This is a genomic window from Pseudomonas lyxosi (assembly GCF_047758685.1).
GTDB classification, from domain to species: Bacteria; Pseudomonadota; Gammaproteobacteria; order Pseudomonadales; family Pseudomonadaceae; genus Aquipseudomonas; species Aquipseudomonas lyxosi.
The window spans coordinates 4,922,266-4,936,887 of sequence record NZ_CP180481.1; the positions used below are offsets into that span (position 1 = coordinate 4,922,266).

The following is a 14,622-nucleotide window of genomic DNA, read 5'->3' on the forward strand; positions in this document are numbered from 1 at the left end:
GATGTCCGAACGCGCGATCATTCTCGCGCCGCTGGGTCGCGACAGCCAGATTGCGCTGATGATGCTCAAAGAAGCGGGTTACGACGGGGTGATTACTCGGGACCTGGTGGCTTTGTGCAACGAGCTGGAGCAAGGGGCAGGCTTGCTGCTGATTTCTTCCGAGGCCTTGTTGGGCGGTGATCTTGAACCGCTGCTAGGGCTGATCGAGCAACAGCCTGCCTGGTCGGACCTTCCGATTGTATTGATGACCTACCATGGCGGCCCGGAACAAAACCCGGCGTCGCGCTACGGCCCACAGCTGGGGAACGTGACCTTTCTTGAGCGCCCTTTTCACCCGGTCACATTGATCAGCCTGGTGACCACCGCGTTGCGCGGACGTCGACGACAGTACGAAGCCAGGGACCGGCTGATCGATCTGAGTCAAAGCGAACTGCGGTTGCAAAACACCCTCGAAACCCTCGAACAACAGGTCGAGGAACGCACCGCCCAGCTGCGACACAATGAAGAAGCCCTGCGCCAATCGCAGAAGATGGAAGCGGTCGGCCAGCTCACCGGCGGTATTGCCCACGACTTCAACAACATGCTGACCGGCATCATCGGCAGCCTGGAACTGCTGCGCCGGCGTCTGGCCCGTGGGCGCACCGACGATCTGGACAGTCTTATCGACCTGGGCGTGACCTCAGCCAACCGCGCGGCAGGCCTGACCCACCGTCTGCTGGCGTTCTCCCGGCGTCAGTCGCTGGACTCCAAACCCGTGGAGATGAACACCCTGGTGGTCTCCATGGGCGAATTACTTCAGCGCAGCATCAACGAAACCATTCAGCTGGACATGCAGCTGGACGAGCAACTCTGGGTGGCCGAGGCCGATCCCAACCAATTGGAAAGCGCCCTGCTCAATCTGGTGATCAATGCGCGGGATGCGATGCCCGATGGCGGCAAACTGGTGGTGAAAACCAGCAATCAGCATCTGGACATTGGCTTCACCGAGGCCCAGAGCAACCTTCAACCGGGTGATTACGTGGTGCTGAACGTCACGGACACCGGGTGTGGCATGCCGCAAAGCACCATCAACCGGGCCTTTGATCCGTTCTTTACCACTAAACCCATCGGTCAGGGCACAGGCCTTGGATTGTCGATGATCTATGGCTTCAGCAAGCAATCACACGGCCACGTCGCCATTCACAGTGAAGTGGGCAAAGGCACCACGGTGAGTCTGTTTCTCCCGCGATTTGGCGGTGACGTGCCTCAGGACAGCCCGGTGGACGTCCAGCACGCTCCGTTCGCACAGAATGGCGAAACAGTGCTGATCGTCGAGGACGATCCGGCGGTGCGGGTGTTGGTGAGTACGGTGTTGAGTGAGCTGGGCTATGCCTTCGTCGAGGCTGGCGATGCCGACAGCGCAGTGCCGATTCTGGATTCCGGGCAGCGTATCGATTTGTTGATCAGCGACGTTGGCTTGCCCGGCATGAATGGCCGGCAACTGGCGGAAATCGGCCGGCAATACCGGCCTGATCTGAAGGTGTTGTTCATCACCGGCTACGCCGAGCATGCGGCGGTGCGCGGCGGATTCCTTGACCCAGGCATGCAGATGATCACCAAGCCGTTCACCTTCGACCTATTGACGGCGAAGGTGCGGGAGATGATCCGCGTCTGATGGTGCTTAGGAAAGCATTTCCTGCATAAGCTCTTGCAGTACATCCAGATCGAACGGCTTGGCCAGGATCGGCGCCTTGCGGGTGATCGGGCTGTCCGTCTCGCGGATCTCCTGCGGATAACCGCTGATAAAGATCACCTTGAGTTCCGGTCGCAGCTTCACGGCAGGTTCGGCAATCTGGACGCCAGAGATTCCGCCCGGCAGGCGGAAATCGGTGATCATCATGTCCAGGTGCGGTTTACTCGACAGAATTTCGAAGGCTTGCTCGCCGTTTTCGGCCTGCAACACCCGGTAGCCCTCACCCGACAGATAGGCCGAGAGCACCATCAAAATCGAGGGGTCATCTTCGACGATCAATACGACGTCTTGTGCATCTTCACTCATGGGAAGCCTTTGTTCGGTCAATAGCTGCTGATACGACCGTGAGGTCGATCAGAGGTTGCGTTTTTCTGGCTGTTTTCCTACAGCGGCAGACAAACGCGAAACAAGGCGCCTTCGCCAATCCGGCTTTCGACGGTAATGGAACCGCCATGGGCGGCCACAATCTGCTCCGAAATAAATAAGCCCAGGCCCAACCCCGCGACAGCGTGTTTGGCCGTGACGCGTTCGAACTGCTGGAAAATCCGCTTCTGGTTCTCTTCGCCGATTCCGATCCCGAGATCGCGCACTTCCACCCGAGCCTGACCGCTCTCACTGTACACCTTAACGGTGATCGGACTCTTGGCGCCGTAGCGCAAAGCATTGGTCAGCAGGTTGGAAATCACCTGTTCAACACGAAATTCATCCCAGCTGCCCACCACCGATTGCTCGGCCTCCAGGGTGATCGAGGACTCGGCAGCATCGATCTGCGGTGCAAAGTTCTGCAACAAGCCGCGAACCAGCGCCGACAGATCGAAGCGCGTCGGTCGAATCGACAACTTGCCGGTGCGAATGCGCGACACATCAAGCATGTCTTCGATCAGGCGGATCAGGCTTTTGATCTGCCGCTCGTCGCGATCGACCATCGCGTGCATCTTGTCCAGAGTGAACGCCGCGGCGTTATCCCGGGCCAGGTGCATCTTGCGCAACTGGGTTTCGAGGATCAGGCCATTGAGCGGAGTGCGGACTTCGTGCGCAACGATGGACATGAAGTCATCGCGCATGCGCACCGCTTGCTCCAATTCCAGCTGGGCACTCTGTAACTGCTTGAGCAGCGCTTCCTGCTCACGGCGACTTTGCTCCAGCTCTTGGACCTGCTGTTTCATCGCCTTGCTTTGGCGATACAGTTCGACGAACACGTTGACCTTGCTCTTGACCGCATGAATATCCAGCGGCTTGTAGAGGAAATCCACGGCGCCGCTTTCGTAGCCCTTGAACGCGTAGTTCAGCTCACGACCGGCGGCACTGACGAACACGATCGGAATGTTCCTGGTCTTCTCCGTGCCGCGCATCAGTTCGGCCAGTTCGAAGCCGTTCATGCCGGGCATCTGCACGTCGAGAATGGCCATGGCGAATTCGTGTTGCAGTAACAGTGACAAGGCTTCGTCAGCGGACAAGGCTTTATAGACGATACGGTCTTCGCGCCTGATCAACGCTTCGAGCGCCAACAAATTCTCCGGCAGATCGTCGACGATCAGCAGTTTGGCCTGGATAGTACTTAGCATGCGATTCGTTCCAGCTCGACAAGCAGACGGCCGATGCCGCGTATAGGGAGAATGTGGTCCGGCTGGTGTATATCAAGCGCCGCCTGAGGCATGGTCGCGACCTGGGCTTCATCCGGGTCCTGGACGACAGTCATGCCGCCCCGGCGCTTGACCTGGGCCAGGCCGCGGGCGCCATCGCGGTTGGCGCCGGTCAACAACACGGCGGCCAGGGATGAACCGTAGGTATCGGCGGCCGACTCGAACAGGTAATCGATGGCCGGTCGCGAATAATGCACGCGGGCTTCCAGGCTCAAGGAAAAACTGCGGTCCTGCTCCACCGACAAGTGATAACCCGGCGTCGCGAAATACAGCGTTCCGGCTTCGACCTGCGTCTTGTCTCGGGCTTCCAGTACAGGCATGGCTACTCGCCGTGCGAACACCTCGGCCAGATGGCTTCGACGTTCGTCCGGCAGGTGTAAAACCACGATGATTGGCAGCTTGAAGCCTTCTCGCAATGGGCTGAGGATATTCAGCAACGCCTCCACACCGCCGGCCGAGGCGCCGATCACGATGGCTTCAATAGAAGGCAAATCCGCTGCACTGTTCATGATTTGCGGTAAATCCGTTCTTGTTTGACCAACGGTTCGAACTGGTTGCCGTAGGCCGAGAAATCCAGGGTTTCCTTGCTGCCCAACACCAAAAATCCTCGATGGCAAAGGGATTCATGGAACAAACCGAACGCACGATCCTGAAGCTTTTTATTGAAGTAAATCAAAACATTACGACACGAAATTAATTGAGTTTCTGAAAAGACACTGTCAGTCGCCAGGCTGTGATCGGCGAAGGTCACGTTCTCACACAGCGTCTTGTCGAAAATGGCGTAACCGTACGCCGCCGTGTAGTAGTCGGCGAACGAACGCTGGCCACCTGCCTGCTGGTAGTTATGAGTGTAGGCGCGGACATTCTCCATGGAGAAAATCCCCTGCTTGGCTTTGTCCAGCGAGCGCGGGTTGATGTCGGTGGCGTAGATGATGGTGCGATCGAGCAAGCCTTCTTCGCGCAGCAGAATGGCCATCGAATAGACCTCTTCCCCCGTGCTGCAACCGGCGATCCAGATCTTGATCGAGGGGTAAGTCTTGAGCAGCGGCACGACTTCCTGACGGATCGCGAGGAAATGCGAAGGGTCGCGGAACATCTCGCTGACCGGAATCGTCAGCAGTTGCAGCAACTGCATGAACGCCGTCGGGTCGTGCAGGACCTTTTCCTGCAACGCTGAAATGGTCATGCACTCGAACTGGCTCAGCGCGTGATTGACCCGGCGCTTGATCGAAGCGCCGGAGTAGTCGCGAAAGTCATAGCTGTATTTGAGGTAGATCGCCTCGATCAACAAGCGAATTTCGATTTCGCTATTTCGCTCCACTGAAAAATTGCGTTCCACTAAATGCGTTCCATTTTTGGTAACCACACGCGAATCAGCGAGAACAGGCGATCCAGGTCAATGGGCTTGGCCAGGTAATCATTGGAGCCCGCTTGCAAGCAGCGTTCCTGATCGTCCTTCATGGCCTTGGCCGTCACCGCAATGATCGGCAGCTTGCGCCAGCGCGGGTCCTTGCGGATCTCGATGGTGGCTTCGTAACCGTCCATCTCCGGCATCATCACGTCCATCAACACCAGATCGATGTCCTCGACTTCATTCAGCCTTTCAATCGCTTCACGGCCGTTCCGGCCAATGACCACGACTGCACCCTTTTGCTCCAGGGCACTGGTGAGGGCGAAGATATTGCGTACATCGTCGTCCACCAGCAGCACCTTGCGACCCTCGAAAACCTTGTCGCGGCTGCGCGCGGTCTTGAGCATCCTCTGGCGTTCATGGGACAACCTGGATTCGACTTTGTGCAGAAAGAGTGTGACCTCATCGAGCAAACGCTCAGGCGAGCGTGCGCCCTTGATGATGATCGAGCGCGAATACTTGCGCAGCTCGGCCTCTTCGTCCCGAGTCAGGTTGCGCCCCGTGTAGACGATCACCGGCGGGAACGAGCAGATATCTTCGGTGGACATGCGCTTGAGCAAGTCGTTGCCGAGCATGTCCGGCAGCTTCAGGTCGATGATCATGCAGTCGAAAATCGTCGTGCGAAGCAGGTCCAGGGCATCTTGTGCCAGGCCAACGGCAGTGATCTCGATGTCATCGTCGCCGATCAGTCGGGCAATGCTGTCGCGCTGCAGATCATCGTCTTCGACCAGCAGGACGCGTTTGACCTTTTGGGTCAGTTTGGCCTCAAGGCGGGCAAACACATCTTTGAGTTCCTCGCGGGTTGTCGGCTTGACCGCGTAACCAATGGCGCCCATGTGCATCGCGGCTTCGACCCGGTCTTCCACGGAAATCACATGCACCGGAATGTGCCGGGTTTCAGCGTGCTCCTTCAGGCGTTGCAAGACGGTCAGCCCGGAATGATCCGGCAAGCGCATGTCCAGCAGAATGGCGTCCGGGATGAACTCCCTGGCCAGGTCGTAACCCTCGTCCGCGCCGTGCGCCACCAGGCACTGATAACCCAGCTCATGCGCCAGGTCATAAAGAATATTGGCAAAGTTCGGCTCGTCTTCCACCACCAGAATGCAACGAGTGGCGAATGGCGCCTTGGTGCGATCGTCGTCGAAACGCGGGATATCGACTTCGGCAATCAACGGCACCAGCGCGGCGGGCGTCATTCTCGGTGTAATGGCCACCGGCGTGGCTCTCATCGGTTCGACAGGCTCTTCGCTCGGTTCAACGTATTGCTGCGGCAAAACCAGCGTGAACACACTGCCCTGCCCCGGTTCGCTGGTGACACTGATGGAACCGCCGAGCAAGGCGGCCAGGTCACGGGAAATCGACAAGCCCAGGCCGGTGCCACCGTAACGGCGATTGGTGGTGCCATCGGCCTGGCGGAAGGCTTCGAAAATGCTGTCCTGCTGATCCGCGGCAATGCCAATTCCCGAATCGCGAATGATGAAGGCGATACCGTCGCTTGGCTGGCTGGCAACCGTCAGGCTGACCGTACCTTTTTCGGTGAATTTCACCGCGTTGGACAGCAGGTTCTTGATGACCTGCTCCAGACGTTGGCGATCGGTGAAGATCATCATCGGCGCACCGGCCTGCACCTCGACCTGGAAATCCAGTTTCTTGTCTGCAGCCAACGGCTGGAACATCCCACGCAAGCCATCCACCAGACGCGCGACGCTGGTGTTCTCCGGTCGCATCTCAAGCTTGCCGGCCTCGACCTTGGAAATGTCGAGAATGTCGTTGATCAAGTTGAGCAAATCATTGCCGGCGGAGTAAATCGACTCGGCAAACGTGACCTGCTCGGCGCTGAGGTTTTCCTGAGGGTTTTCCGCCAGCAACTTGGCCAGGATCAACGAGCTGTTCAGCGGCGTGCGCAACTCGTGGGACATGTTGGCGAGGAATTCAGACTTGTACTTGCTCGAGCGCTGCAACTCTTCGGCGCGTTCTTCGAGCTGGGTCTGGGCCTGATTGAGCTCGGTGTTCTTCAGGTCCATGGCGTCGCGCTGCTCGGCCAGGATCTGCGCTTGTTCGGCGAGTTGCTCATTGGTTTGTTCAAGCTCGACCTGCTGGGTCTCCAGATGCGCCTGGGACTCCTTGAGAATCCGCGACTGCTCTTCCAGTTCTTCGTTGGCGGTCTTGAGTTCTTCTTGCTGAACCTGCAGCTCTTCGTTGAGCTGTTGAGTTTCGGCCAGCACTTCCTGCAAGCGCTGGCGATAGCGAGCGGCCTCGATGGACGTGCCGATGTTGCCGGCAATCAGTTCGAGCAATTCGACATCACGGTCCGCCAGCGGGCGCAGGAAGCCCAGTTCGATCACACCGTTGACGCGTTCGTCGTCACTGGTCGGCACAACTAGCACGCTATGGGGCAGACCTTCGCCCAGACCGGAGCTGACCTTGAAGTAATCGCTCGGTACGTCCTCAAGACGAATCAAGCGAGCCTGGTTCGCTACCTGGCCGACAATGCCTTCATCGCTGTAAATATGCTGTTCGCGCGCTTCCTGCTCGCGGGAGAAACCGTAAGAGGCAATGCGCTTGAGACCGCCATGTTCTTCGCGGACATAAATAGCCGCCACCGCAGTGCCCAGGTACTGCGCGCAGAACTGCAGAATGTTGCGGCCCAGCAGATTAAGCGACAGTTGCCCCAGCACTTGCTCGGCCAGTTCGGTCTGGCCATTGCGCAGCCAGGCCTGTTGTTCCAGGCGCTGGGCGCTGGCCTGTTGCGAGGCGAGGTTGGCGCTGTAGTTTTGTGAAAGGTTGAGCAGATCCCGACGGCCAACATAGGCCAGCAATGCACTGATACCGGCGATGAACAACAGATAAAGGCTGATGCTCCAGATCGTGGTGCGGCGCACTTGCTCGTTGCGCGTGGTGCGCAACTGTTGCTCCATGTCGATCACGTCTTCGAATTGCTTGCGGATCTCATCGGTCAGCCGCTTGCCGCGCCCGGCCTTGACCGCGCTGCGGTAATCGCCGCTGGCGCGCTGCAAATCGATCAATGTCTGCGCATAAGTGGCCCACTCATTCTGCAAGGCCTGGAGCCGGTGCAGGCGATCGATCTGCACCGGGTTGTCCGCGGTCAGTTCGAGCAAGGTATTGAGTGCGACAGCGATTCGCGGCTTGGCCGTTTCGTAGGGCTCAAGGAAGTGCTCGTCGCCAGTAAGCAGGAAGCCGCGCATACCGGTTTCCAGATCGACGGTCAGCTTGATCGATTCATTGGCGTTATTGATCACCCGGTCGGTGTGCTCGACCCACTGGATCACCGACAGCAGATAAGTAATCAGCGAAACAAAGAACACTGCACTGAGCACGCCGACACCCAACGGCAGGCTGACGTTGCGGCTCAGGAGTTTACGGAATCGTTGCTCATCAACCGAAGACGCGGATGTCATGGGGGAAACCTTGTCGAACTGTTGAAAACCAAGGAGTTTGCCCCAAAAGCGCCGGTTTGATCCAATTTTCTGACACCTTTTCGCGCAAAATCCTACATTCCACGGCTCCATCGTAAAGGAGCGGTTATCCTTGCCAGCACTTGTGCGGCTATTCTTTTTTCTACCGCGTGGGAACTTGTCGGGTTCCGTCACTTACTCAAGCAAGAGCCCGGCGATTTCGATCGACCGGCAACCGCGAATTCAACCTTTGAGACCCCCACTATGTCCGCCAACGCGTCCATCATCCTTGTAGTCGAAGACGACGCCATCGTGCGCATGCTGATTGTCGATGTGCTGGAGGAACTCGAGTTCAAGGTGCTCGAGGCCGATGGCAGTGAAAAGGCGCTGGAGTTTCTCAACGATGAAGATCAGTACATCGATTTGATGATGACCGATGTCGGCTTGCCGGTGATGGACGGCCGTGAACTGGCCACCCAGGCGAGGATGCTGCGTCCTGAATTGCCGATTTTGTTCGCCAGTGGCTATGCCGAAAGCATTGATGTACCTGCAGGCATGTCGGTGATCGGCAAGCCGTTTTCCATTGATCAGTTGCGCGACAAGGTCAAAGGCATGCTGGCCTGAGACAGTTGACTGGGCATCCTGGCCCCACCACTTTTCTGCATAAGCCGACGTAAGGCTGCATTTTTCAGCGCTTTTGGGCTCTGACCTGTCAAGTTTGACAGTAGAAAAGGCCGCCCGCCTGGCGTTTGATTGGACCGGTGATCCCACTCATAAGGAACCGAGTCCATGCCGAGTCGAACCGAACGCTACGCACGTTATTTAAAAATCAGCGGATTATTGCTGATGCTCATCGCCGGATATGGTTGCCAGTCAGCCTCTTCCGACAATCCCCAGCACTGCTTTGAACAGAGCGGACAGGCGTTCAGCGAAGTACTGAGCTGCTATCGCAAAGCCGAAGCGACGCAACCGCTGCACTACATCAGTAAGGGACAAGAGCAACAGCCCGGTGTCAACATCCGGCGCTTCGAGCTGACGTCACAGTCCTGGGGCCAGGGCGGTCAAGTCACCCCGGCGGACTGGACCCATGGAGTCGACCTGTACATTCCCGACAACGTCAAGGGTACGCGTGCCGTGCTGGTCGCCAACGACGGTGTCAACAAGCCTTTGCCCGGTGAGTCTCCGGGAGCACCCAACAACTTTTCGCAGCAAACACTGCTCAACATTGCCCGGCAAACCGGTTTGATCGTAGTGGCTGTCAGCAATGTCCCTAACCAGTATTTGACCTACAGCGATGACGGCGTGCCCCGCACAGAAGATGGCAGCGTTGCCCACAGCTGGAAACTATTCATGCAGGCCCCGGAACAACAGCCCTTTATGTCGCTGCATGTGCCGATGATGGAAGCGCTGGTCAAGGCCATGGACCTGGCGCAAAAGGAAACGCAACCAGGCCAGGTGGTAAGTTTTCTTGCCACCGGCGCGTCGAAACGCGGTTGGGCGGTATGGCTGTCCGCCCTTGCGGACTCACGCGTCGATAGCATCGTGCCGTTTGTCATCGACGTCTTGAACACGGACAAAGTGTTCGACCAGACGTTTCTGGCCTACGGCGGTAACTGGCCACTGGCGTACATCGACTACTACTTGCAAGGTGTGATCGCCCAACGCAAGACCGAGCCGTTCAAGAAGCTGATGCAGGTCGAAGATCCGATGACCTATCGGAATCTGTCCGGCTACACCGACCGCTTGAAGATCCCGAAATACATCGTCAACGCCAGTGGCGATGACTTCTTCATCCCGGATGCTTCACGCCAGTATCTTTTGGACTTGCCGGGTGACAATACACTTCGGGTCATTCCCAATTCCGCCCACGATGTGCGGGCGTTTGTTGAAGCGAGCCTGATTCCTTATATCAAGCGGCGGCAGACCGGCAATACCGCACCGAGGTTAAAGGCACAGGAACAGCGCCTGGACGCCACATCGTCCAAGTTGCACCTGACCTTGTCCGAAATACCGATCAGGATGACCCAGTGGACAGCGCTCAACCCGAAGGCCCGGGACTTCCGGTACAACTGCGGCGTGCGCTACACCGCAGCACAATTGCCGGCCTCAATGGACGTCCAGACGACTCTCCGTGCTCCCAAGGTGGGTTGGAGCGCAGAGTTCTTCGAAGCTGAGTACGCGGACGGCGTTGTCGAAACGACGATGGTCAAGATTCTTCCGGATACGTATCCGAATCAGGCACCACCCGCCGATGAGGCGTTTTGCAGAACGCTACCCGCCACCCCGGGTCAGTAAATCAAGACACGACAATCTCAACCCTTTTGCTCTGTGGGGTTGTCGTGTTTCCTTGACTGTTCTCAGTCATCATTTAAAAGTTTAATAAATCACCTTACCTCTTGCTAGTTATAGCGAAGAAGTCTTTGCCCCCCCCGAATTAAATAGCATCCGACTAAAGCGGTCATTATTTTCAGACAAATGCAACACACACTTACACAGGTGAACTTGCTATCACCCAAACATTAAAAGAGGATACCTCAAACATACCACCCAGAAATAGATGGATTTACCATGACTATTGGAAATACAGGCAATACCTTTCAAAGACACTTATCAAGACCTTCAGCTTATATCCCACCCCAAGATCACAACAGTCAAAAAGACAATATCGAACGCCAGGAATTTCTCAGCAAATTAAAGCGTTGCACGCAAGAACACAGTGATTCCAAGGAATTCAGCCTGGAAGGTGCGTTCCTCACCCTGGAAGGTGCGCTCATCTACCTGAAAGATCAGTTCATCTCCCTGGAAGGTGCATTCATCTCCCTGGAGTCTGGCTCATCGCTAGAAGAAGCTCTCCAGCCCGCAAGAGCCATGTTGCGAAACATGGTCGAAAAAGCCTCTTTCAAAAAACTCTTGATGAAACTTAAGCTGTCCGAACATTCACTGTTTGAAGTAACCGCTGATGGTCAGGTCAAGGCACACTACGCAGGCAGCACCCTGAGTTTCGAGAATGCATTCAAACTGGCTCCGGATCTGAACGATGATCTTGTTGTATTGGTTGAAATGGCCCAATTGACCGGTGGCGTCGTCACCCTTGATGACCAAGTCAGCATGACTCAATGGTTGAAATTCCATCGTTACCTCCTCCCTCGGATGGTCACCGATGCCCAGAAACTGATTGCATTCCTGGAACAGCAACATCCCGTCAGTCCGCCATTCGGCAACTATTGGGAAATGATACAGGTCGGGGAAAATAACTCGCTCACTATGTCATCAACACAGTGCAACCGGCTTCGAGCACTTATCAAGGAATACACCAAGGGCAAGTCATTATTGCAACATCTGTCAGACGATATTCTGGGTGGACAATCCACTCCCTTCAAACGATCTGATGCGGAGTATTATCTGAAAAAGCTTGTTTCCAGCTCCGTTGCTCTGATCTGGGCAAAAGGTTTTGTACGGGACCTGGATTGGTATGGTGCGCAAGATAATCAGCCCTTATCGGATGAGTCTCTCCAGCAAATACTTTTGACTGCGCTACTGTTGGACCTCCATCCGATGGTCGGGGAGCAAGAGCCGCGCAATCAAGTGGCCGGTTTCGATGTCTATGCGGCCAAACACATAGAGAAGTCTTTCGCCAGTGTTCAAACGGAATTCGAAAGACATCTGATCAATAACCACCGGATCACTGAACAGAACGCGGCACTGGCCTCGCATTTATTGCTGGCTGGCACCGCGCCGGAGTTCCTGGTCAAGGACTTGCCGCCTACTCTGCTATTAGGCACCCCGCAATGGGTTGATTACTGCCGGTCCATCGCGGTGCAGGAAATCATTGCACCGGGATCGTCGCGCTCAATGACCTATGCGCAAATACAACACCTGATGGAGTCCGACTCAGTCACCGAGTCGCAACAGACACTCAATGCCTTGGCTGCTGTAGATCCAGTGATCGACTGGGCGTTGCTCAATGGTATCGTCACCCATAATGAAGTGAACCGGTCGGTCAAGGATTCTTTTGAAGTGGCAGTGGCCGCTTACGACCGCCATGCGAAAACCTTTGCTGAAACGGCTGAAACGTTGTCTCGCCCCTTGCCGACCCGCAAGAGCGTCGCCCTGGACATCCTCAAGCAAGTCGCCAAGGGATGCACCTATCTTGAAGATGACGTCCTTCACCAAAAGCGCAATCGAACACTGATAGACGGCTTAGACGACTTAAGAGAACCGTTTCTCATATCCCCTGTAGACCTGCACATGTCCAATGACCTGCAGACAGGTGATTGGGACTTGCAGCATGGGGAGAGTATTTATAAAGCGTTCCCAAAGATGCTCCCCAATCTGATTTCTCCGGATGGAGAGTTTTACCGCCAATTCAATCTGGACTATGTGTCACATGCGCAGGCCATGAGTACGTATTTGAAACTGGCCCTTTCATCCTTGCCGCTTCCTGATCGGGCGCGGCTGCTGCGCGGACAGGTAACGATATTCTCTGTACGGCCTTCAGTCGCCACTCTTTATCGCACCACCGGGGGTCCATTATCGTCACTCACTGACGCCATAGAGGGGGTGCCGAGTCAGATTTCCATGGAGAGTCTGAAAGACAAAGAGCAGGCCACCGGTCGTTACGGCGTGGTGATGTGTACCTACTTCGAAGGACGACTGAGTTGTTATGAGCTGTTCACCTTGCACGGAGTCTGCCGTGAAAACACGGAACTGGCCAAGCTGATCGAAAGGGAGAACCTGTTACATACAAGCCCCCGCAGCAGTGAAAAAACCCACTCCGATCCGGCACCGGTGCATCAACTGCCTACCGACATCGAGTGCTACACCCATGGAGTCACACCGGGCCTCGTCAATACCAGTCGTGGCGTCATTGAAAAAATCGGTGAACTATCAGCGCCCCCCCTGCCTTCGAACATTGAAAGCAAAGGCTACTACCAAAGTTTCTATTCAAGTGAATTCGAGCCACTCGTGAACTTCGTGCTCAAGCACCGGCCAATCGCAACCTACGATGAGTTGGTAAAAGAATGTTGGGGGCAAACCCGACTGGAGGCATTGCGCGCAGAACGTGAAGAAGACTTGAACACGTTTCTCAATATTGTCATACCGTTCAAATCATGCATCGAAGACATGGGTTCAGACGATCTGAATCGAAAGTCCCAAGGAGTATATTCCTGCACCCTGGAAACTGCGGCGACAATTCTGTTGGTGGTCGGGGTCGTCGCTAAGGTAGCCAGTCTTGCCGTCAAAAGCATGACCCTTGCAACGAAAGCCAGTGCCATGGCCAAGGCTGGCCTGGGCCTGGTGAGCAGCTTGCTAAATCCGCTGGATGGCATTCCGGATTTGCTTAAAGGTGGCGCAAAACTGTTGCGCAAAGGTTTTAACGGGAGTGTTGCGGTCTTGGAAAACGCCACTTCTGAGCTACACAAGTTGATGGGTAGGACTCAATTCGAGCAATTGGCCAGAGCCGGCGATCCAGACATCATTCGTCTTGGAACTTGGCGCCCCGTGGAATCTTCGAAAGACCTTTTCCGGGTCTGGGGTATACGCCAAAATGACGAATGGTACGCTCTAAACCGATTTGGCGAGCCTTGGGGAGCTAAACTGAAGGGTTTTGATTTCAAACTTAAACTGCCCACCCCACACTGGCATAAAGTCATGCCTAAAAGCTACGCTCGTACAGTGATCAAAGAAGGTTTACCACTCGCCAGCAGAAAAGTAGACGATGCCATCAACGTATTGAATGACCCAACGCTGATTCAGGAATCGAATAAGGTTCTTGACCTTCTGCTTGCGAACGACTCTTCCGCAGCCCGAAGTGCTTACCGCGACTACCTGATTGCAGTCAAAGAGGATCTTTCAAATATTAAACCCGGCAACTTCATCGTCGACAGCGGTAAAGAAAGCGACGCAGTAGCCGAGCTGCATTGGGGGCTCTACAACGATTGGAAGACCGGCAACAAGGCGCAAAATGCCAAAAACGAATTCATCCGGGTCTACAGCAACAACTTCAACGATGCTTATCGCAGGGATCATTTCAACCCGGGCATCACTGCCGATACTTTCGTTCATGAACTTTTCCACGGCGCGCCGAAAACCAAAGATTTCGCCTACGCCGAACACGGCGGAATATTTCAGCATGGTTCTCAGCAATTGGACGTAAGTCCACTCCTGAATCTCGCCAACGGCAAGATATCCATGGGCCTGCCGAGTTTTCCAAATACCAATTACAACCGCGGCACGGCATTTAAAAATGCAGACTCGTTTGCATTGACGACATCGCTGCTAAGCCAATTGAAGACCAACAAGCAAGCGTATCAGCAGAATATAGCGATCATGAAAGCGGCACTCAAAAATGCCAACAATGGATACATCAGTGGGCAGACACTGGTAAAAATCAACATTCTCTGAGTTTCAGACATACCG

General features: G+C 55.5%; 9 protein-coding genes. 4 read left to right on the forward strand and 5 right to left on the reverse strand.

The annotated features are described in order from the left end of the window. The first annotated feature begins 1 nt into the window (after nt 1). Complete coding sequence (locus ACMXYI_RS22525; protein ID WP_415773953.1) at nt 2-1,654, forward strand: ATP-binding protein; 1,653 nt, start codon at nt 2-4, stop codon at nt 1,652-1,654. A 6-nt stretch (nt 1,655-1,660) separates the two neighbouring features. Here ACMXYI_RS22525 and ACMXYI_RS22530 read toward each other — a convergent pair whose 3' ends face one another. From ACMXYI_RS22530 to ACMXYI_RS22550, 5 genes are all read right to left on the reverse strand, one after another. Beyond that, nucleotides 1,661-2,038: a response regulator gene (locus ACMXYI_RS22530; RefSeq protein WP_008146959.1), complete on the reverse strand. Its 378-nt coding sequence runs from the start codon at nt 2,036-2,038 to the stop codon at nt 1,661-1,663. A gap of 77 nt (nt 2,039-2,115) precedes the next feature. Next, nucleotides 2,116-3,297 (reverse strand): hybrid sensor histidine kinase/response regulator, encoded by a 1,182-nt coding sequence (locus ACMXYI_RS22535; RefSeq protein WP_415769144.1) that lies wholly within the window; start codon nt 3,295-3,297, stop codon nt 2,116-2,118. Continuing rightward, entirely contained in the window at nt 3,291-3,884 is a 594-nt protein-coding gene (locus tag ACMXYI_RS22540) for a chemotaxis protein CheB (protein WP_415769145.1), read from the reverse strand. Before ACMXYI_RS22540 ends, ACMXYI_RS22535 begins: the two co-directional genes overlap by 7 nt. Then, entirely contained in the window at nt 3,881-4,714 is an 834-nt protein-coding gene (locus ACMXYI_RS22545) for a CheR family methyltransferase (protein WP_415769146.1), read from the reverse strand. Before ACMXYI_RS22545 ends, ACMXYI_RS22540 begins: the two co-directional genes overlap by 4 nt. After that, a complete protein-coding gene (locus tag ACMXYI_RS22550; RefSeq protein WP_415769147.1) occupies nt 4,714-8,205 on the reverse strand; it encodes a response regulator in 3,492 nt (1,163 codons plus the stop codon). The genes ACMXYI_RS22545 and ACMXYI_RS22550 overlap by 1 nt, the downstream gene beginning before the upstream one ends. 261 nt (nt 8,206-8,466) lie before the next feature. On the opposite strand from ACMXYI_RS22550, the gene ACMXYI_RS22555 reads away from it, so the two are divergent. The 3 genes from ACMXYI_RS22555 (at nt 8,467) to ACMXYI_RS22565 (ending at nt 14,607) form a co-directional block, all read left to right on the forward strand. Further along, nucleotides 8,467-8,826, forward strand: a complete 360-nt coding sequence (locus ACMXYI_RS22555; RefSeq protein WP_415769148.1) for a response regulator — start codon at nt 8,467-8,469, stop codon at nt 8,824-8,826. 165 nt (nt 8,827-8,991) lie between these two features. Beyond that, nucleotides 8,992-10,497, forward strand: coding sequence for a PhoPQ-activated protein PqaA family protein (locus ACMXYI_RS22560; RefSeq protein WP_415769149.1), 1,506 nt, complete (start codon nt 8,992-8,994; stop codon nt 10,495-10,497). Nucleotides 10,498-10,770: 273 nt separating this feature from the next. After that, nucleotides 10,771-14,607 carry a hypothetical protein gene (locus ACMXYI_RS22565; RefSeq protein ID WP_415769150.1) on the forward strand — a complete coding sequence of 1,279 codons (3,837 nt, stop codon included), beginning with the start codon at nt 10,771-10,773 and terminating at the stop codon, nt 14,605-14,607. Nucleotides 14,608-14,622 lie beyond the last annotated feature (15 nt).